Consider the following 16,541-nt stretch of genomic DNA (forward strand, 5'->3'; position numbering starts at 1 on the left):
CCGCTTGATGAGCGCGCTCGCCCCCCTGCTGCTCGTCGCCGGAGCGGCGGCCGCGCAGGATCACAGCCACCATGCGGCACCGGCCCGGCCTCCGGCGCAGGCCCCGGCGGCTGACCCGCACGCAGGCCACGCCGTGCCCGCGCCGACGCAGACCGCCGATCCGCACGCGGGGCACACCATGCCCGCGTCGTCACCGGCTTCTGATCCTCACGCGGGTCATGCGATGCCCGCACAGTCCGACCCCCACGCAGGTCATGACATGGGCGGCCATTCCGTCGGCGGTCCTCCGGACGTCCCGACCAGCGCCGACGACGAGGGCCGTCCGCGCCAGCCGCCCCTGCCGCCCGCCGCCCTGTCCGGCCCGGCCCATGCCGCCGATGCCATCTGGGGTGCGGACCGGATGGCCCGCGCCCGCGACGTCCTGAAGCGCGAGAACGGCGACATGCGGGCGACCGCCGTCATCATCGACCGGCTGGAAGCGGGCTTCGGCGACGGCGAGGAAAGCTGGACCTGGGACGTCGCGGGCTGGACCGGCGGCGACATCAACCGCTTCTGGTGGAAGTCCGAGGGAGAAGGTGACTTCGACGGCGAGGCCGAGGGCGAGGTCCAGGCCCTCTACAGCCGCGCCATCTCGCCCTTCTGGGACGTGCAGGCCGGCGTGCGCCAGGACTTCCGCGGCGACGGCGAGGATCCGACGCATCTGGTTCTCGGGCTTCAGGGCCTGGCCCCCTACTGGTGGGAGGTCGACGCCGCCGCCTTCCTGTCGACCGAGGGCGACCTGACCGCGCGGGTCGAGGCCGAATACGACCAGCGCATCACCCAGCGCCTGATCCTGCAGCCGCGCCTCGAGGTCGAGGCCTCGGCCTCCGACGTGCCGGAGCTCGGTCTGGGCTCGGGCTTCACCCATGTCGAGGCGGGCGTGCGCTTGCGCTATGAAATCGCCAAGGAGTTCGCGCCTTATGTGGGCGTGGAGTGGAGCCGGGAGCTCGGCGACACCGCCGACTTCACCCGCGCGGCGGGCGGAGAGCCCGAGCACACCCGGTTCGTCATCGGCCTCAAGGCCTGGTTCTAGGAGACCTGTTCATGCGCAAGATCATCCCCGCCGCCGCTCTGGCCCTGACCCTCATGGTCCCCTCCCTGACGCACGCCGCGGCTCCTTGCTGCTGCTGCCAGAAGGCCGACCAGGATCCGCCGTCCCGCCACAGCGCCGCGGCGCACGCCGATCATGCCGGGCATGCCGCCCACGGCGTCGTCACCAGTCCGGCGGACGGCGCGATGACCAACGGCTCGCCGGACTGGTTCACCGCGACCTTCCCGCACGCGATGACGCTCAAGGCCGTCACCGTGACGGCCGAAGGTCAGGCCCCCGTGACCGTCCCGGTCGCCGCCTCCGCCGCGACCACGCGGGTGTCGGCCGACCTGCCGACGCTGGCGCCCGGCAACTACGTGCTGAACTGGACTGCTGAAGGCGCGGACGGCCATGAGATGACGGCCGCCGTCCGTTTCATGGTCCACTGATGACGGCCCGTTTGACCCGCCGCCTGCTGCTGGGCGGCGCCGTCGCTCTCGCCTCGGCCGGCGCGGCGATGGCGCAGGATCGACGGATGACGGCCTACAAGACGCCGTGGTGCGGCTGCTGCGACGGCTGGGTGGCGCACATGCGTGCGGCGGGATGGACGGTCGAGGTAGTCGAGCGCGAGGACCTGTCCCCGATCCGTGCCCGATACGGCGTGCCGGACCGCTATGCCGGGTGTCACACCGCCGTGGTCGGCGCCTATGCCATCGAGGGTCATGTGCCCGCCGCCGACGTCGAGCGCCTGCTGCGCGATCGCCCCGCGGCCGTGGCGCTGGCCGCGCCCGGCATGCCCGCCGGGTCGCCCGGCATGGAGGCGGCGGGCCGCCAGCCCTACGTCACCCTGCTGGTCAACCGCGCGGGCGAAGCGACCGTCTTCGGGCGCCACAACGGAGCCTGAGCCTCAGGCGGACTCGCCCTGGAACGCCGCGATGATCGGGCACGGCCCGCTGTCCTTCGACGCGCAGGCGCCCGCCAGCCGCCGAAGGCCTGCCCGCGCCTGCTCCAGATCGGCGATCGTCCGGTCCAGCGCCTCCAGGCGTTCGGCGGCGAGTGCTCGGGCCCGCTCCCGATCCTCGCCCGCGTCCAGCGACAGCAGCTCCCTGATCTGCTCGAGGGTGAAGCCCGCCGTTTGGGCCGAGCGGATGAACCTGAGCCTCCGCACATCCTCGTCGCCATAGCGGCGGATGCCCTCGCCCACGCCGCTGGAGGACCATCGCTCGGGCTTCGGCATCAGGCCGCGCCGCTGATAAAAGCGGATCGTCTCCACGCCCACGCCGCCCTCGCGCGCCAAGCCCGCGATCGTTCGAACCTTCATGGTTGACTCCGTACTTGAGTACGGAACTTAAGCAGAGCGCTCCGGATCGCCAAGCCAAGGAGCGCAACATGTCAGACCCGTCCCGTACCGCCGTCCTCCATCGGATGGTCATGCCCGGCCACACCTGTCCCTGGGGTCTCAAGGCCCGTCACCTGCTGAAGAGCCGGGGCTACGCCGTCGACGATCGCTGGCTGACCAGCCGCGAGGCGGTCGACGCCTTCAAGGCCGAGCACGGGGTCACGACCACGCCCCAGGTCTTCATCGACGGCCGGCGCATCGGCGGCCACGACGACCTGCGTCGCTTCCTGGGCCTGAAGGTCCGCGACCCCAAGGCCCTGACCTACACGCCCGTGCTGGTCGTCTTCCTGACCACGGCCGTGATGGCGGCGATGCTGAGCCTGACGGTCCACGGCACGCCCCTGACGGTTCAGGCGGGCGAGTGGTTCATCGCCCTGTCGATGATGGCTCTGGCCATGCTCAAGCTGCAGAACGTCGAGAGCTTCTCGACCATGTTCCTGAACTACGACCTCCTGGCCAGGCGGTGGGTGCCCTACGGCGAGGTCTATCCCTTCGCCGAGTTCGGAGCGGGCGCCCTGATGCTGGCGGGGGTCCTGACCTGGCTGTCGGTCCCGATCGCCCTCTTCATCGGCGGCATGGGCGCGGTTTCGGTGTTCAAGGCCGTCTACATCGACAAGCGCGAGCTGAAGTGCGCCTGCGTCGGCGGCGACAGCAATGTGCCGCTGGGCTTCCTGTCGCTGACCGAGAACCTGATGATGATCGCCATGGCGGTCTGGATGCTGGCGATGAAGCTCAGCCCGGTGGCGGCTCTGATGCGGATGTGAAACCGCATCTGAGCGTTTGCGTTCAGGCCAGCAATTGATTTTCACTTTTGGCGCAAAGCGGCCCGTCGGCAAGCGGGCCACTTGCAGAGGTCTGCCTCATCGTGTCAGCGCTGCGTCACCCGCTGCTACAGGTCGTTGAACGCCAAGCTGTCGTAGAAGGCGTAGACCTCTACCACTCGGCCGTCCTCCAGCCGCATGAACCAAGCGTAGGTACCCCAGAGCACATCAGCGCACTTGCCGTCTTGGTGACGGCCCTTTCGGGCTTGGTCTGGAGCCTGCGTCGGCGGCGATAGGACTGACCGGCCCATCCACAGCGGAGGGAACAAAAACGGAACGCCGACCTTGCTCAGCGAAGCGGTTGAGCGCAGAGCTGACCGGTCGGTGGCGCGACGGAGGACACATGACCGACACCGACATCGCCAAAGGCGTTGCCGCGCAGATGTGGGAGCTGGCCGAGGTGCTGCTTTCTCAGCCGGGATCCGACTCCCGTGCAGGCCTTGGCCAACTCGTCCGCGAGATCGAGGCCTCACACCCCGGCTTCATCCCGAGGCCGAAGGCCGTCAACGACGCGGGGCGGCTTGAGCTCACGCTGGAAGTCGCCACCGCGCACTGAAGCCATGGGCGGCAACCCTCGCTATCGCAAGTGGACGGCGTCCAACTGGCGGGGCGCGGCCCCCACGGTCGCCGACCTGCGGCGATCCGGCTGGCGCGTCTACGCGATGTGCCAGCACTGCGGGCTGCAGATGAAGGTCGACCTCGAGCGCATCGAACGGAGCAAGGGCGCCGGCTACGAGCTGTGGGGCCGCACGGTCGACTGCAAGCGTCTCCACTGCTGGGGCAAGGCGAACTTCGTGTGCCGTCCCGATCGCTCCGAGGAGGACGTCGTCATGGTGCGGATCTGATGAGCATTCCGATGCGCGCCAACCTCGAGCAGGGCATCGGGCTGGAGATCTCCTGCTGGTGCGGCCACCGCGCCGAGATGCCGGCGGCCGACGCCCTCGCCCGCTTCGACCCAGACATGACCTATGCCCAGGTCGCCAACCGCTTCACCTGCACGGCTTGCCACGCCCACGGCCATCCGCGGATTCAGGTGCGCATGTCGATCGCCGACTTCTATCGGGACTGCCGGGTAAAGGGCCTCGGCGTAGGGAGATAGAAGTCCGGCATCGGCGCTTTCCGAGGGGTCCACTCCCGACCCGGATCCGGCCTCCGTAGCGTCGGCTTCTGGCTACCCCACCCGCCAATACTGGGGCCGAGGATCAGCTCTCGTCAGGCCATCCCGGTTGACTCTGGCAGGTTCGGAACGCAGCGTTTGCTCGCACCGGTTGGCAGTGGGCGGCCAACCTGAGGGGAACACATTATGCTGATGCAACTGTTCGCCGCGGCCGTCGCAAGCCTTGCGGCACCAAGCGCCGACTCCAGATCCGACGACTACCGCTTCTGCAAGGCGTCCGAGCCGGACTACGGCCGCTACCACCTTTACTCGACGGTCTTTTCGGTGCCCGACGGCACCTATCACGTCGGCATCCAGAACAGCTTCTACAGCTTCGCGACCGCTTACGATGGACGCGACTTCGGAGCGAACGTCATCTGCTTCGGTCCGTACGACACCTGGCAGGAGGCCGAGGATCAGAAGAACGCCTACATCGCCCAGAATCGCCGCGACGGTCACGGCGTCTCTTTGGCGCGCTGGGCCTATTACGGCGACTGAGCCTTGTATTCATTATGGAACCCCAAATGGCACAGACAAAGCTGGATTTCGCGGTGCGGCCGTCCCTGCAAGGCGTGGGCGTGGCGCTGGCGTTGCTGATGATGCCGGTCGCCGCATCGGCGCAAACCCCTGCAGGTGCGCAGACGTTCATGAGTAGGGTGGCGGAGCAGGGCGGACTCAAGATGTGGCGATCTTGGCCGGGGACCACTAACGGATTCGTCGGGGGATCTTACGGCCGCGACTGCTCGTACGGATGCGTCGAGACGCACTGGCTACCGGTGGGTGTCCGAACCGCCAGAGGCGAAGGCGAGTGCGGGACGACGCTGATCCACGCACCACCTCAAGGCTATCCCTTCGGCGGTGGGTTGGCGTGGACACCCAACTACCAGATCGAATCAGTCAAGATCGACTGGTCAAAGATTACGCTCGTGTCGATCGCCGACTCAGAGCCGACGCGCGTGCTGCTCACTGGTACGATGCCGGACGGAATCGATGCTCCGTCTTTCGTTTTGGACACGCCCGAGTTGGCGACCCGGGTCAGGACGGCCATGGAGGTTTTGAGGTCGTCTTGCGACCCTCTCGGAAGCACAGGCTTCTAAGCAGCCGGCGAGCCTGACCCCGCCTGAAGTGCCGCGGGGAGCCCAGTCAATGAGGTGCCTAAAATCGAGGTTCACAGCAAACACGTGCTGCTCCTCAGAGTTCGGCGCGCGGGATTGCGCCACCCTGACGAAGCCTGACCATGAATCAACAGAGCTGCCCGAGAGCTTGATTGGCGCGCGAGAGCCTGTCAGCGATATCGGCGTTCAATCAGGGCCGGAGAGACCACCCTATGCGCCTTAAGTCACTTTCTATCGCCGCGATCTTGGTCCTGAGCGCGACGGCAGCCTCGGCCGCGAATAATCTCAACCTCGCCGTCTACTGCAACTCTATCGGGCACGGCGCCAGCCCATCAATGGAATGGGTGCGCGTTGAGGTGCAGTTGGGGACGTACCCGACCATCCGGGCCTGCGATGAGGCCCGGCAGATGCACATGAACAACCACTATGGCGCTCGGGACCGCTGGGGAAATGCCGCACGCACCCAGTGCAGCCAGGTCGACTAGGTCGCAGAGTGCTGGGCACGGCCCTGGATCGAACGGGGCGCTCGCGCGCTTCCCATTCTCTACCTCGACGCGAGACGGCTCATGCCGCGCTTTCACTTCGACATCGCCAACGGCCCGGACCTGCAGCCCGACATCGATGGCTCCGAGCTGGAAGGGTTGAACGCGGCCCGGATTGAGGCGGTCAGGCTGTCGGGCGAGCTCCTGAAATCCTACCCCGATCGGTTCTGGTCGACGGGAGAGTGGAACTGCACCGTGCGCGACGAGAGCGGGCTGACCTTGTTCGTCCTGCACTTCTTCGCCACCGGCTCGGCGGCCACCCTGAAGTCTTGATCCGCCGGCAACGGTGACGCCCGAAACCAACTGGCCCGCCGCGAGGGGGTCGCGACGCGCTCGACGGCCGCCTCCCGACCGTGAGAGGGTGCGCTCATGTGCAACCTCTACAGCCTGACCAAGGCCCAGGACGCCATGCGTCGGCTGTTCAAGGTCGACGACGACCCGACCGGCAACCTGCCGCCCCTGCCCGGCATCTTCCCCGACTACGCCGCGCCGATCGTGCGCGCGGGTTCCGCCGGCCGGCGCCAACTGGTCATGGCGCGCTGGGGGATGCCGTCCTCGAAGAAGGCGCTTCTCGACGCCGCCACCCGCCGCGCCGACAAGGCGCGCGCCAAGGGCAAGGACGTCGACTTCGCCGAGCTTCTGCGGATGGAGCCCGACGCCGGCACCACCAACGTCCGCAACACGGCCAGCGCCCACTGGAAGCGATGGCTGGGGACAGACAGCCGCTGCCTCGTCCCCTTCACCGCCTTCAGCGAGTTCAACCGCGAACACGGCGGCGACGTGTGGTTCGCCTTGGCCGAGGACCGGCCGCTCGCCTGCTTCGCCGGGATCTGGACGCCCTGGTCCTGCGTCCGGAAGATGAAGACCGGCTGGGAGGAGTGCGAGATGTTCGCCTTCCTGACGACCGAGCCCAACGCCGAGGTCGGCGCCGTGCATCCGAAGGCCATGCCGGTGATCCTGACGACCGAGGAAGAGCGCGACGCCTGGCTGCGCGCCGACTGGTCTGAGGCGTCGGCGCTGCAGCGCCCCCTGCCTGATGGCGCGCTCCAGATCGTCGGACGCGGCACGAAGAAGGATCAGCCGGGATGAGACCCGTCGTCGGCTACACCATCGGCGTTCTGGACGGCGCCGTTGCGCTGGAGCTGGAAGGCGCGTGCTCCGCCGAGCAGCTCGCGGCGCTGGAAGGCGAGACGACGCAGTTCATCCTCAGCCCGCGCGCGGCCATCGAAATCGGCAAGGCGCTCATGGAGCGCGGTGAACTGGCTCTACGGCCGGACGAACCGGGGAACTGAAGCACAGACCAACTGGCCCGCCGCGAGGGGATCGCGACGGGCCTGAGAGGGCATCATATCCGTAAGAGGACACCGCGTTAACTTCACTCTCGTGGAACTGGTTCCGTTGGCGGTGAGATCGGCGACGAACGTCGCAGCCAGACCGACGACAGCACCGGCAGCACCAGCAGCGTCAGCAGCGTGGCCGACGTCAGTCCCCCGATCACGACGGTGGCCAGAGGCTTCTGGACCTCCGACCCGGGCCCGTAGGCGAAGGCCATGGGAACGAAGCCGAGAACCGCCACAAGCGCCGTCGTCATCACCGCGCGCAGACGCGCGAGGGCGCCTTCCAGAGCCGCCCGCGCGGGCGGAAGGCCTTCCTCCAGTCGCTGACGCACCGCCTGCATCAGCACCAGCCCGTTCAGCGTGGCGACGCCCGACACGGCGATGAAGCCCACCGCCGCCGAGATCGACAGCGGCATTCCCCGCAAGGCCAGGGTCAGGGCGCCGCCCACCAGGGCCAGCGGCACGCCCACGAAGACCAGAGCGGCGTCCCGCCACGACCTCAGCGCGAGGACCAACAGGCCGCCGATCGTCAGGAACACGATCGGCACGATGAGGCCCAGCCGCGTTGAGGCACGCTGCAGGTTCTCGAACTGACCGCCCCAGTCTATCCAGCCGGATGGCGGCGGCGTCACCTGGTCGGCCACCCGCCGCTGCGCCTCGGCGACGAAGCCGCCGAGATCCCGTCCGCGGACGTTCGCCTGGACGATCATCCGGCGCTTGCCGTTGGAACGGCTGATCTGGTTCGGGCCGTCGGCCAGATCGAACCGGGCCAGCGCCGACAGGGGCACGGTGGGCGTCCCGGCGTCGGCGTTCTCCGGCATGACCGGCAGGCCGGACATGACGACCGGGTCGTCGCGCAGCCTTTCGTCCAGCCTGACGACGACGTCGAAGCGTCGGTCGCCCTCGTGAACCTGACCGGCCGCCCGGCCGCCCAACCCGATCGCCAGGGCGTCGGCCGCATCGGACGCGTGGACGCCGAGTGAGGCCGCCACCGTACGGTCGACGCTGGCGGTCAGCGTGGGCTGCCCCGTCACCTGCTCCACACGCACGTCGGCCGCCCCTGGGATGCCCGACAGGATGCCCGCGACCTGGTTGGCGGTGCGCGTCATGGCGCCGAAATCGTCCCCGTAGATCATGACGGCCACGTCCGACCGCACGCCGGCGATCAGCTCGTTGAACCGCATCTCGATCGGCTGGGTGAACTCGTAGTTCTGGCCGATGAGGGGCGTCAGCGCCGTCTCCATGTCGGCGACGACCTCGGCCTTCGACCGACCGCCGTCAGGCCAGTCTTTTCGATCCTTCAGGATGACGAAGGTGTCGGAGATGGAGGGCGGCATCGGATCGGACGCCACCTCCGCCGTGCCAGTCCGTGTGAACGTCCGCTCGACCTCGGGCACCGTCAGCAGGGCCTTCTCGACCTGAAACTGCATCGACTGACTCTGCTCGAGGCTGGTCGACGGAACGCGGATGGCCTGGACTAGGGCGTCGCCCTCGTCCAGCTGCGGCACGAACTCGCGGCCGAGGGTCGCAAAGGCCAGCGCGCCCGCCACCAAGGCCGCGACGGCCGCGGTCACCACGGTGCGAGGCCGTGCCAGGCTCCATTCCAGCAGCGGCCGGTACCGCGTCTTGGCGGCCCGCGTCAGGCGGGTTTCCTCATGAGCCGCGGCCGGCGCCTTGACGAACAGGGCGGCCATCGCCGGCACGAAGGTGAAGCTGAGGATGAAGGCGCCCAGCAGAGCCAGCATGACGGTCGCCGCCATGGGGCCGAACATCTTGCCCTCGACGCCCTCGAACATCAGCAGCGGGGCGTAGACCAGCAGGATGATCGCCTGGCCGAATGCCGCGGGCCGAGCCATTTCCCGGGCCGCCGCGGCCGCGCAGGAGAGCCGCTCGCCGATCGCCAGCGGGCGGTGCAGCTCCTGCCGACGAAGGCCCAGCCTGCGCAGCGTGTTTTCGATGACCACCACGGCTCCGTCTACGATGAGGCCGAAGTCCAGCGCGCCGAGGCTGAGCAGGTTTGCGCTGATGTCGAAGCGCTTCATCGCCACCGCCGCGAACAGGAAGCTGAGCGGGATGACCAGCGCCGTGATGATCGCGGCCCGGGCGTTGCCCAGCGCCAGGAACAGCACCGCGATCACCAGCAGCGCGCCAAGCGCGAGGTTGTGTTCCACCGTGCGGATCGTCGCTTCCACGAGCTCCGTCCGGTCCAGCTCGGGCCTGATCGTCACGCCCGGTGGCAGGCTGGCGCGGATCGATGCGATGCGTTCGCCTACGCGATGCGCGACCTCACGCGAGTTCTCGCCCTGCAGCATCAGGGCGGTCCCGACCACGGTCTCGCGGCCATCGGCGCTGGCGGAGCCGAGGCGGGGCGCCCGGCCGATTTCGACGGTGGCCACGTCGGACACACGGATGACCTGTCCGCCCCTGTTCAGGATCGGCGTCGCGGCCAGCTCCTCCAGCGACTTCACACGGGCGTCGGCCCGCACGACGTACGCCTCTCCGGCACGATCGACGTAGCCCGCGCCGGCGATGCGGTTCGCGTGCTCGAGGGCCTCGACCAGCTGGACCAGGCCGACGCCATACGCCGCGAGCCGCGCCGGGTCGGGGTGCACCGCATATTCCTTGACGTACCCGCCGAGCACGTCGACTCCGGCCACGCCCTCGACCGTCAACAGCTGCGGCCGGACGATCCAGTCCTGCACCGTCCGCAGATAGGTCGCCTTCTCTTCATCGCTGGAAAGCCGTTCGCCTTCCGGAGTGACGTAGACCGTCCCGGCGCGGGCGGCCGAACCGGTGAAGGAAAGCGTCCAGATGTAGACCTCGCCGAGCCCGGTGACGACCGGCCCCATCGAGGGCGTCAGGCCTTCGGGCAGATCCTCCCGCGCAGCCTGCAGGCGCTCGTTGACCAGGCCTCGCGCGAAGTAGACGTCCGTCGCGTCGGTGAACACGGCCGTGATCTGTGAAAATCCGTGCCGCGAGAGAGAGCGCGTCTCCGTCAGGCCGGGCAGGCCCGCCAGCGCCGTCTCGAGCGGGAAGGTGACCTGGCGCTCGACCTCTTCCGGTCCCAGCGCGGGGGCCACGGTCGTGATCTGTACCTGCCGGTTGGTGATGTCGGGCACGGCGTCGATCGGCAGGCGCAGCAGCTGATGCAGACCGAAGGCCGCGAAGACGGCCGCCAGTGCGACCACCAGCCAGCGAAAACGCACGGAGGCGTCGATGATGCGGTCCAGCATGTCAGTGCCCGTGCTCCGCTTCGGACTTGCTCAGCTCCGCCTTCAGCAGGAAGGCGTTGCGGCCGGCGATCCGCTCGGCGCCGGTCAGGCCCGTGACGATCTCGATGCGGCCCGCGGCGACCGCGCCCGTCACGACCGGCGTCGCGCGAAACCCTTGGGGCGTGAGCACGAAGACGGACGGCACGCCGTCCACAGTCTGAACTGCGTCCAGAGGCACAGTCAGGCCGCCCCCCCCGCCGCCGGCCGACAGCCGGGCGGACACTACGGTTCCCAAAGGCGGAGGCGCGCCGGCAGCGCGCGCGCGGATCACCACCACGCCCTGCTCGTTCGCCGGCGCGACCGCGATGACCGAGCCGGTCATCGAACCTCCGCCCGGCAAATCCGCCGTGACCGGTGCGCCGACGGCCAGCAGCGACGCGGCCGAGGGTGGGGCTTCGAACACCAGCTCGACGCGGCCCGCGTCGGACACGGCGGCCACCTGCAGCGCCTCTTCGTGCAGCACTTGTCCAGGGGCCACGCTGACGCGGGTCACGACGCCGGCGATCGGACTGCGGACCGCGACCAGCCCGTCCGGGCCCGGACCGCCGTAGGCGCCGACCCGAGCCCTCGCCGCGCGCAACTGCGCTTCCGCCCGCCGCGCCTCGGCGGCCGTGGCGTCCAGCCGGGCCTTGGACACCCAGCCTTGCTGGAACAGCGTGCGGTCACGGCTCTCGGCGGCCCGGGCCGCGTCGACCGTGGCGGCGGCCGCATCGACGTCCGCCCGACCCGCCGCGCCCTCCGGGCTCCTCACGATGGCCAGCGGGGTGCCGACCCGGACGGGATCCCCCACGCCGACGCGGACCGCCGTAACCACGCCCGGCAGCGGCGCGTCGACGCTGGCCTCGGCGCCCGGCGCCGCGTGGACGCGCCCGGGGAGTTTCAGCTCTCCCCCGCCGCCGGCACGCGGCGCCGTCAGTTCTATGCCGAGCCTCATCGCCTCCCGCTCGGTCAGCGCCACCAACCCTTCGGCGGATTCGCCCTCGTCATGTCCCTCTTCCTCGTGGGGAGCCTCGGCGGCCGGGCCTTCCGTCAACCGGGCAGCGCCGAACCCCAGGCCCAGCGCCGCGACCACGGCGGCGCCCGTCATCAGCCAATGCTTGTGTTTGATCATCTGTCGTCCTCGCCCGGACGCACCGGGCCGATAGCGGTTGGGCGCGCCCGGCTTCAGGCACGCGGTGCATCGATCGGGCAGGGCCCGATGAGGATCAGGATCGAGGGGGGCGGTCCGGGCCGGAGGGCCGCAGGGCGGGAGGCGCCGCGACGTCGGCCCACGCCACCGCCATGGCGAACCGCGGCGTGGTCGCAGCCGGGGGCGCGGAGCTCGGCAAGGCGGGGTGGGAGGCGTGGCAGCAGCCGCCCGCGCACGCAGGCCCGCAATCCGGGCAGCCCGTCGCGCCGCCGTCGTCGACCATCGCGCCCACCGAGACGTCGCCGTCGGGAATGGCGCAGGCGTGGCTCTCGAACGCCGGCGCCGCGAACAGCAGCGTGGCCAAGGCCAGCAGGACCAGGCTCAGGCGACCGAAGGCAGTGCGCGGCGCGGTGAACATCGACCCCGTCATAGCAGGTTTGAAGAACCGTGCGATGCGTCATCGACGCCGCGCGTCAGAAAGGCCATCCCTCCCTTGCCGCACCTCGGCGTCTCGCGCCTCGCACGCCTGGATGATGGCGAACCCGGTTCGCTTCTGGTCGTTCGCGCGGTTCAGCCGACCGGTCTCGGCCAGCCGTTATGAGGTTTGGACGCGACCATCGTGGGTCGAAATCGGGTGGCTCGCCTTGACGAGACTGCAGATCGTACGGCCTGAGACGGCAAGGTAGGTGGGAGGCGGTTCTCGCTACACGTCGCGGTTTCGAAGCCGCGAAGAAAGACAAGTTGTCGCGCCCTGCATGGGCAGGGGCCGCCATGCTCCCATGCCTGTTGGACGCGGAAGGCTTTGGCTGCGACCGCCGGCGTGGTTGCCCTGATCGAAGCGCCTCACATCTCACGTCTCACCCAGGTTCCCGCAACCCCTTCAATCGGGCTGTCACCATCAAGGCCTAGGGAGACGCTCCTTCTACGCGTTATTCAAAATTGCCTGAGACGTGAGACATGAGACGGTCGTTGGTCAGGCCGCTGCCCTCAGCGAACGGTAAAGCGTCGAACGACCGACGCCGAAGGACTGTGCGACCGCGGCAGGACTCGCCCCCAATGCGATCAGCGACTGAGCGTGCTGAAGCTGGGCGGAAGACAGGACAGGTCGCCGGCCGAGACGCACGCCGCGCGCCTTCGCCGCCTCAACACCAGCCTGCGTCCGCTCGCTGATTAGTGCCCGTTCAAACTCAGCCAACGCGCCCATCATGTGAAAGACGAACCGGCCCTGTGCGCTTGTGGTGTCGAGACCATCATTCAACGACTGGAATCCAATGCCGCGCTGGCCTAGGTCCGCAACGACCGAGATGAGGTGCGGTAGCGACCGGCCCAAGCGGTCCAGTCGCCACACAACCAGCGTGTCTCCTTCACGAAGGGCGGCCAATGCCTCGGCGAGCCCCGGCCTGCAGCTCGCAGCGCCAGACACCCGATCGGCGAAGACACGTTCGACGCCGGCTTCGCGCAGGGCGCGGTCTTGCAGGTCGAGGTTCTGGTCGTCTGTCGAGACGCGGGCGTATCCCAATTTCATCCCGGAATTTTGATACAGGAATTCGGGACGCGCAAGTGTTTGATTTCACACGCGCGACTGACGTGTCCCGCAATCGATCCTTTTTGGGACAACGCGGCGAAAGCGTCCCTGACTTTTCGGTTCGACCTTTGACAGCCCCCAAGCCTACCCCCCGGCGGGGGGTGCGAACGCATAAGCGAAACGCGCATTCCCTCGCGCGCTCAAAATTTTGCGAATTGTCCCTGACCGGGCTTGGCAGCCCGACCGACTCGGCCTCGTCTTTGATCCGTCGCGATGCCAGCACCTTGGGTGTCGTGCGGGACTAAAAGCAAAGCTACCCTGAGAGTCCCCAGGTTCCGCGAAGGCGGGCGGCGTTACGAACTGATCGCCGGGTTCAGAGGATTGGCGCGCCGCTGAAGGTGCTGCCGGACTTTCCATCAGCAAACTGTGGTTCTTGTGGCGACGAATGCGCTCGCCTGGATAGGACCCGGCCCGAAAGTCATTCGCTGTGACCGATTTTAAAGCTTACGCCGCCGCAGGTTTTCTGAAAGACCTGCTGCCGATCCTTCCGCACGATGCGGTAATCCATCCCGACAGCCCCGCTTTTTCGGGGCTTCTGCAGAACAAGGGCAAGGTCCCGGGCAGGAAGCGCGCCGGGGGCTGGCAGGGGTACGGAGGTTGGACCGATGCACAACCTGACCATCATGACATCGTCGTCTGGGCAGGCTGGGGCGCTGGTGTTGGAATGCAAGGGCGTCGGTTCCCCGCGCTCGACATCGACGTTGATGATGCTGTGCTCGCGGACGCCATCCATCGCGAAGCCAGTTTGCTGTTGGGCGAAGCCCCGGTCCGTTTCGGACGCGGCTCCCGTCGCATACTTGTCTACGCCGGCGCCGGCTTCGCCAAACGCCGACTTGCCTTCCAAAAAGCCCGGCAGGCACCGGAGGAAGGCCTACCCGACGAGCTCGCATCAAGTGATCGCAGCCTCACTCACCCTGAGGACACGTCGTCTCGCGAAAGCCCAGTCCGGTCCGATGTGCAAGCCGTCGAGTTCCTTGCCAACGGCCAGCAATACGTCGTCGAGGGCATCCATCCGAAGACCGGCCAGCCCTACGTCTGGCGGGACGGTCGCTCTCCTGCCGTCGTCGGTCCTGATGCCCTCGCTCCCGTCGATGCCGCGAAGCTCGATGCGTTCTATGAGCGCCTAGAAAAGCTCCTCGACCTCTACGGCTATGAGGTCGTGTCGCGGTCGATGGGGCAGGGCGGCGACGGCGGTGTCTGGCAGGAGGGCCTGCTGGCCCCGAGCATCGACGCGATCCGCCGGGCGCTGGCCGCCGTGCCCAACGAGGTCGATTACGACACCTGGCTGGTGATCGGTCGGGCGATCAAGGCGGCGGCCGGTCCCGAGCGTGAGGGCGAGGGGCTGGAGCTTTTCGTCGACTGGAGCCTCCAGTGGCCCGAGAACACGCCCGAGGCGGTCGAGGGCAAGTGGCGGTCGTTCGATCCGCCCCACAGGGTCGGATGGGACTATCTGGCCCGCTTCGCCACCGATCAGGGCGACGGCACCTTCCACGCGGCGGAGGAGGACTTCGACGCCATCGCCGAGGCCCCGCCCGAGGGTGAGGACTCGAAGGGTCCGCCCGTCTCCCCGAAGGTCGAGCGGATGTTCGACCGCTACGTCTGGGTGGAGCGGATGGAGCGCATCTGCGACATGCAGACCGGCGAGCTGCTGACGCGGACGCAGTTCAACGTGCGGAACAGCCACATCGGGCCGCCGACCTCGAACAGCGAGTGCGCATGGGCCGTCTTCGTCTCCGCGCCGAAGCGGATGCGCAAGGTCAAGGGCGTCACCTACCGGCCGGGCGGCGAGCTGATCGTCACCGAGAACCTGCCGGGCCTGACGGGGCCGTGCATCAATCGGTGGACCGATCCGACGACCGAGCTGCCTGTGACGGCCAACGAGGCCGAGGTGGCGGTCTGGCTGGATCACGTCGCCTTCGTCATCCCCGACGAGCGCGAGCGCGGCATCCTGCTCGATTGGCTGGCGTGGATCGTCCAGAACCCCGGCCAGAAACCCAACTGGAGCCTCGTGGTCGGATCGACGGCCGAGGGCATGGGCAAGGACATGATGCTCGACCCGGTGCGCGCGGCGCTGGGCGCGGCGAACGTGCGGGAGATCGGCCCCGAAGACCTCGCCAGCGGGAACACCGACTATCTGGAGAACACGCGGCTCCTGATCGTCGAGGAAATGGAGATGGCCGAGCGCAAGGCCATGATGAACAAGCTCAAGCCGATGGTCGCCGCGCCGCCCTACACGCTGCGGGTCAACATCAAGTTCGTGCCCCAGTTCCAAGTGCCCAATCTGCTGGCCGTCATCTTCTTCACCAACATGGAGAACGCGCTGGCGCTGACGCGTCAGGGCAGGCGATACTTTGTGACGTGGAACGATGGCGCGCCGCGCGACGAAGACTACTATGTTCAGCTGGCGGCGTGGTTCGCGGCCGGTGGGGCGGCGAAGTCCGCGCGCTGGCTCTTGGATCGGGATGTTTCGGCGTTCAACGCCAAGGGCCGAGCGCCGGACACCAAGGCCAAGGACGACATGCGCAAGGCGTCGCGCTCCCGTCTCGATGAATGGGTGGAAGACCGCTTGGAGGATCGGGATGGTGTACTTGGAAAGCGCCTGTTCACGCGCGCCGAGGTGGCAAACGAGCTGCGCCTGGAACTCCCAGATCTGAAGGTCAGCGATGCAAAGGTAGGCGCGGCTTTGCGCCGCGCAGGGTGCATCGCGGCGGGGCGCTCACTGCTGAGCGATCCGGCCCAGGGCGGCGTGGGCCATGGGAGGCGAGAACCCACCATTTTCGTCAGGTCGGGCGACGAGCTGATCGGCGCTGAACCAGCTGCGCTTCGGAGGGCGTACCGCGGTGAGCGTCAGTCGGAGCAAAAATCCGACAACGTGCTCTTCTGGTCGGGAGCAGCACCGTGAACCAGCGTCTCGACGGAGCCGAAGCCATAGCCGCCTACCTCGGCAAGCCGGCCCGCTGGGTCTACCAGGCCCGCGAGCGCCGCTGGCGAGTGCCGATCAGGAAGGCTGACGGGTTGGGTCTGTACGCCTTCGTGGATGAGCTGGACGCGTGGCAGCGCGATCCGTCCACCCTTGCGTAACAGGATCGGAAGGGCGGGGACGTGACGGCCCCGCC

Annotated in this window: 19 protein-coding genes; 14 read left to right on the plus strand and 5 right to left on the minus strand. The window is 68.3% G+C overall.

All coding sequences use genetic code 11. The features are described 5' to 3' along the window. The first annotated feature begins 7 nt into the window (after positions 1 to 7). Genes VGR32_RS03870 through VGR32_RS03880 form a run of 3 tightly spaced genes read left to right on the plus strand, consistent with a single transcriptional unit; the run spans position 8 to position 1,973 of the window. Positions 8 to 1,072: a copper resistance protein B gene (locus tag VGR32_RS03870; RefSeq protein WP_327448228.1), complete on the plus strand. Its 1,065-nt coding sequence runs from the start codon at positions 8 to 10 to the stop codon at positions 1,070 to 1,072. 11 nt (positions 1,073 to 1,083) lie between these two features. Then, positions 1,084 to 1,518 (plus strand): copper resistance CopC family protein, encoded by a 435-nt coding sequence (locus VGR32_RS03875; protein ID WP_327448230.1) that lies wholly within the window; start codon positions 1,084 to 1,086, stop codon positions 1,516 to 1,518. Continuing rightward, complete coding sequence (locus VGR32_RS03880; protein WP_327448232.1) at positions 1,518 to 1,973, plus strand: DUF411 domain-containing protein; 456 nt, start codon at positions 1,518 to 1,520, stop codon at positions 1,971 to 1,973. Before VGR32_RS03875 ends, VGR32_RS03880 begins: the two co-directional genes overlap by 1 nt. Positions 1,974 to 1,976: 3 nt before the next feature. On the opposite strand, the gene VGR32_RS03885 is transcribed toward VGR32_RS03880, so the two are convergent. After that, positions 1,977 to 2,390, minus strand: a complete 414-nt coding sequence (locus VGR32_RS03885; protein WP_327448234.1) for a MerR family transcriptional regulator — start codon at positions 2,388 to 2,390, stop codon at positions 1,977 to 1,979. A 68-nt stretch (positions 2,391 to 2,458) separates the two neighbouring features. Between VGR32_RS03885 and VGR32_RS03890 the strand changes: the two genes are divergently transcribed. The 9 genes from VGR32_RS03890 to VGR32_RS03930 all read left to right on the plus strand — a co-directional run bounded on the left by VGR32_RS03890 (position 2,459) and on the right by VGR32_RS03930 (position 7,394). Beyond that, positions 2,459 to 3,232, plus strand: coding sequence for a glutaredoxin (locus VGR32_RS03890; protein WP_327448236.1), 774 nt, complete (start codon positions 2,459 to 2,461; stop codon positions 3,230 to 3,232). A 400-nt stretch (positions 3,233 to 3,632) separates the two neighbouring features. Then, positions 3,633 to 3,845: a hypothetical protein gene (locus VGR32_RS03895; RefSeq protein WP_327448238.1), complete on the plus strand. Its 213-nt coding sequence runs from the start codon at positions 3,633 to 3,635 to the stop codon at positions 3,843 to 3,845. A gap of 4 nt (positions 3,846 to 3,849) precedes the next feature. Further along, complete coding sequence (locus tag VGR32_RS03900; RefSeq protein WP_327448240.1) at positions 3,850 to 4,134, plus strand: hypothetical protein; 285 nt, start codon at positions 3,850 to 3,852, stop codon at positions 4,132 to 4,134. Then, positions 4,134 to 4,388, plus strand: a complete 255-nt coding sequence (locus VGR32_RS03905) for a hypothetical protein (protein ID WP_327448242.1) — start codon at positions 4,134 to 4,136, stop codon at positions 4,386 to 4,388. The genes VGR32_RS03900 and VGR32_RS03905 overlap by 1 nt, the downstream gene beginning before the upstream one ends. A 210-nt stretch (positions 4,389 to 4,598) precedes the next feature. Next, complete coding sequence (locus VGR32_RS03910; protein WP_327448244.1) at positions 4,599 to 4,943, plus strand: hypothetical protein; 345 nt, start codon at positions 4,599 to 4,601, stop codon at positions 4,941 to 4,943. A 26-nt stretch (positions 4,944 to 4,969) separates the two neighbouring features. Continuing rightward, complete coding sequence (locus tag VGR32_RS03915) at positions 4,970 to 5,542, plus strand: hypothetical protein (RefSeq protein WP_327448246.1); 573 nt, start codon at positions 4,970 to 4,972, stop codon at positions 5,540 to 5,542. Between the two features lie 584 nt (positions 5,543 to 6,126). After that, on the plus strand, positions 6,127 to 6,375 hold the full coding sequence (locus VGR32_RS03920) for a DUF6894 family protein (RefSeq protein ID WP_327448248.1): 249 nt from the start codon (positions 6,127 to 6,129) through the stop codon (positions 6,373 to 6,375). A gap of 96 nt (positions 6,376 to 6,471) precedes the next feature. After that, positions 6,472 to 7,191 carry an SOS response-associated peptidase gene (locus tag VGR32_RS03925; protein WP_327448250.1) on the plus strand — a complete coding sequence of 240 codons (720 nt, stop codon included), beginning with the start codon at positions 6,472 to 6,474 and terminating at the stop codon, positions 7,189 to 7,191. Continuing rightward, positions 7,188 to 7,394 (plus strand): hypothetical protein, encoded by a 207-nt coding sequence (locus tag VGR32_RS03930; protein WP_327448252.1) that lies wholly within the window; start codon positions 7,188 to 7,190, stop codon positions 7,392 to 7,394. Before VGR32_RS03925 ends, VGR32_RS03930 begins: the two co-directional genes overlap by 4 nt. An 83-nt stretch (positions 7,395 to 7,477) precedes the next feature. Here VGR32_RS03930 and VGR32_RS03935 read toward each other — a convergent pair whose 3' ends face one another. The 4 genes from VGR32_RS03935 to VGR32_RS03950 form a co-directional block, all read right to left on the minus strand. Further along, complete coding sequence (locus VGR32_RS03935; RefSeq protein ID WP_327448254.1) at positions 7,478 to 10,672, minus strand: CusA/CzcA family heavy metal efflux RND transporter; 3,195 nt, start codon at positions 10,670 to 10,672, stop codon at positions 7,478 to 7,480. Between the two features lies 1 nt (position 10,673). Next, positions 10,674 to 11,822: an efflux RND transporter periplasmic adaptor subunit gene (locus tag VGR32_RS03940; protein ID WP_327448256.1), complete on the minus strand. Its 1,149-nt coding sequence runs from the start codon at positions 11,820 to 11,822 to the stop codon at positions 10,674 to 10,676. Positions 11,823 to 11,916: 94 nt separating this feature from the next. Beyond that, entirely contained in the window at positions 11,917 to 12,258 is a 342-nt protein-coding gene (locus VGR32_RS03945) for a hypothetical protein (protein ID WP_327448258.1), read from the minus strand. A gap of 555 nt (positions 12,259 to 12,813) precedes the next feature. Continuing rightward, positions 12,814 to 13,365 carry a recombinase family protein gene (locus VGR32_RS03950; protein ID WP_327448260.1) on the minus strand — a complete coding sequence of 184 codons (552 nt, stop codon included), beginning with the start codon at positions 13,363 to 13,365 and terminating at the stop codon, positions 12,814 to 12,816. 487 nt (positions 13,366 to 13,852) lie between these two features. On the opposite strand from VGR32_RS03950, the gene VGR32_RS03955 reads away from it, so the two are divergent. Next, positions 13,853 to 16,327, plus strand: a complete 2,475-nt coding sequence (locus tag VGR32_RS03955; protein ID WP_327448262.1) for a DUF5906 domain-containing protein — start codon at positions 13,853 to 13,855, stop codon at positions 16,325 to 16,327. Further along, positions 16,324 to 16,506 (plus strand): hypothetical protein, encoded by a 183-nt coding sequence (locus VGR32_RS03960; protein WP_327448264.1) that lies wholly within the window; start codon positions 16,324 to 16,326, stop codon positions 16,504 to 16,506. Before VGR32_RS03955 ends, VGR32_RS03960 begins: the two co-directional genes overlap by 4 nt. The last annotated feature ends 35 nt before the right edge of the window (positions 16,507 to 16,541 follow it).

Origin of the sequence: Brevundimonas sp. (assembly GCF_035935935.1) — a bacterium.
GTDB lineage: Bacteria > Pseudomonadota > Alphaproteobacteria > Caulobacterales > Caulobacteraceae > Brevundimonas.

Excerpts from the sequence above, each read along its gene's own strand:
- VGR32_RS03870 (WP_327448228.1), top strand. The coding sequence starts at position 8 with ATGAGCGCGCTCGCCCCCCTGCTGCTCGTCGCCGGAGCGGCGGCCGCG.
- VGR32_RS03875 (WP_327448230.1), top strand. The coding sequence starts at position 1,084 with ATGCGCAAGATCATCCCCGCCGCCGCTCTGGCCCTGACCCTCATGGTC.
- VGR32_RS03880 (WP_327448232.1), top strand. The coding sequence starts at position 1,518 with ATGACGGCCCGTTTGACCCGCCGCCTGCTGCTGGGCGGCGCCGTCGCT.
- VGR32_RS03885 (WP_327448234.1), bottom strand. The coding sequence starts at position 2,390 with ATGAAGGTTCGAACGATCGCGGGCTTGGCGCGCGAGGGCGGCGTGGGC.
- VGR32_RS03890 (WP_327448236.1), top strand. The coding sequence starts at position 2,459 with ATGTCAGACCCGTCCCGTACCGCCGTCCTCCATCGGATGGTCATGCCC.
- VGR32_RS03895 (WP_327448238.1), top strand. The coding sequence starts at position 3,633 with ATGACCGACACCGACATCGCCAAAGGCGTTGCCGCGCAGATGTGGGAG.
- VGR32_RS03900 (WP_327448240.1), top strand. The coding sequence starts at position 3,850 with ATGGGCGGCAACCCTCGCTATCGCAAGTGGACGGCGTCCAACTGGCGG.
- VGR32_RS03905 (WP_327448242.1), top strand. The coding sequence starts at position 4,134 with ATGAGCATTCCGATGCGCGCCAACCTCGAGCAGGGCATCGGGCTGGAG.
- VGR32_RS03910 (WP_327448244.1), top strand. The coding sequence starts at position 4,599 with ATGCAACTGTTCGCCGCGGCCGTCGCAAGCCTTGCGGCACCAAGCGCC.
- VGR32_RS03915 (WP_327448246.1), top strand. The coding sequence starts at position 4,970 with ATGGCACAGACAAAGCTGGATTTCGCGGTGCGGCCGTCCCTGCAAGGC.
- VGR32_RS03920 (WP_327448248.1), top strand. The coding sequence starts at position 6,127 with ATGCCGCGCTTTCACTTCGACATCGCCAACGGCCCGGACCTGCAGCCC.
- VGR32_RS03925 (WP_327448250.1), top strand. The coding sequence starts at position 6,472 with ATGTGCAACCTCTACAGCCTGACCAAGGCCCAGGACGCCATGCGTCGG.
- VGR32_RS03930 (WP_327448252.1), top strand. The coding sequence starts at position 7,188 with ATGAGACCCGTCGTCGGCTACACCATCGGCGTTCTGGACGGCGCCGTT.
- VGR32_RS03935 (WP_327448254.1), bottom strand. The coding sequence starts at position 10,672 with ATGCTGGACCGCATCATCGACGCCTCCGTGCGTTTTCGCTGGCTGGTG.
- VGR32_RS03940 (WP_327448256.1), bottom strand. The coding sequence starts at position 11,822 with ATGATCAAACACAAGCATTGGCTGATGACGGGCGCCGCCGTGGTCGCG.
- VGR32_RS03945 (WP_327448258.1), bottom strand. The coding sequence starts at position 12,258 with ATGTTCACCGCGCCGCGCACTGCCTTCGGTCGCCTGAGCCTGGTCCTG.
- VGR32_RS03950 (WP_327448260.1), bottom strand. The coding sequence starts at position 13,365 with ATGAAATTGGGATACGCCCGCGTCTCGACAGACGACCAGAACCTCGAC.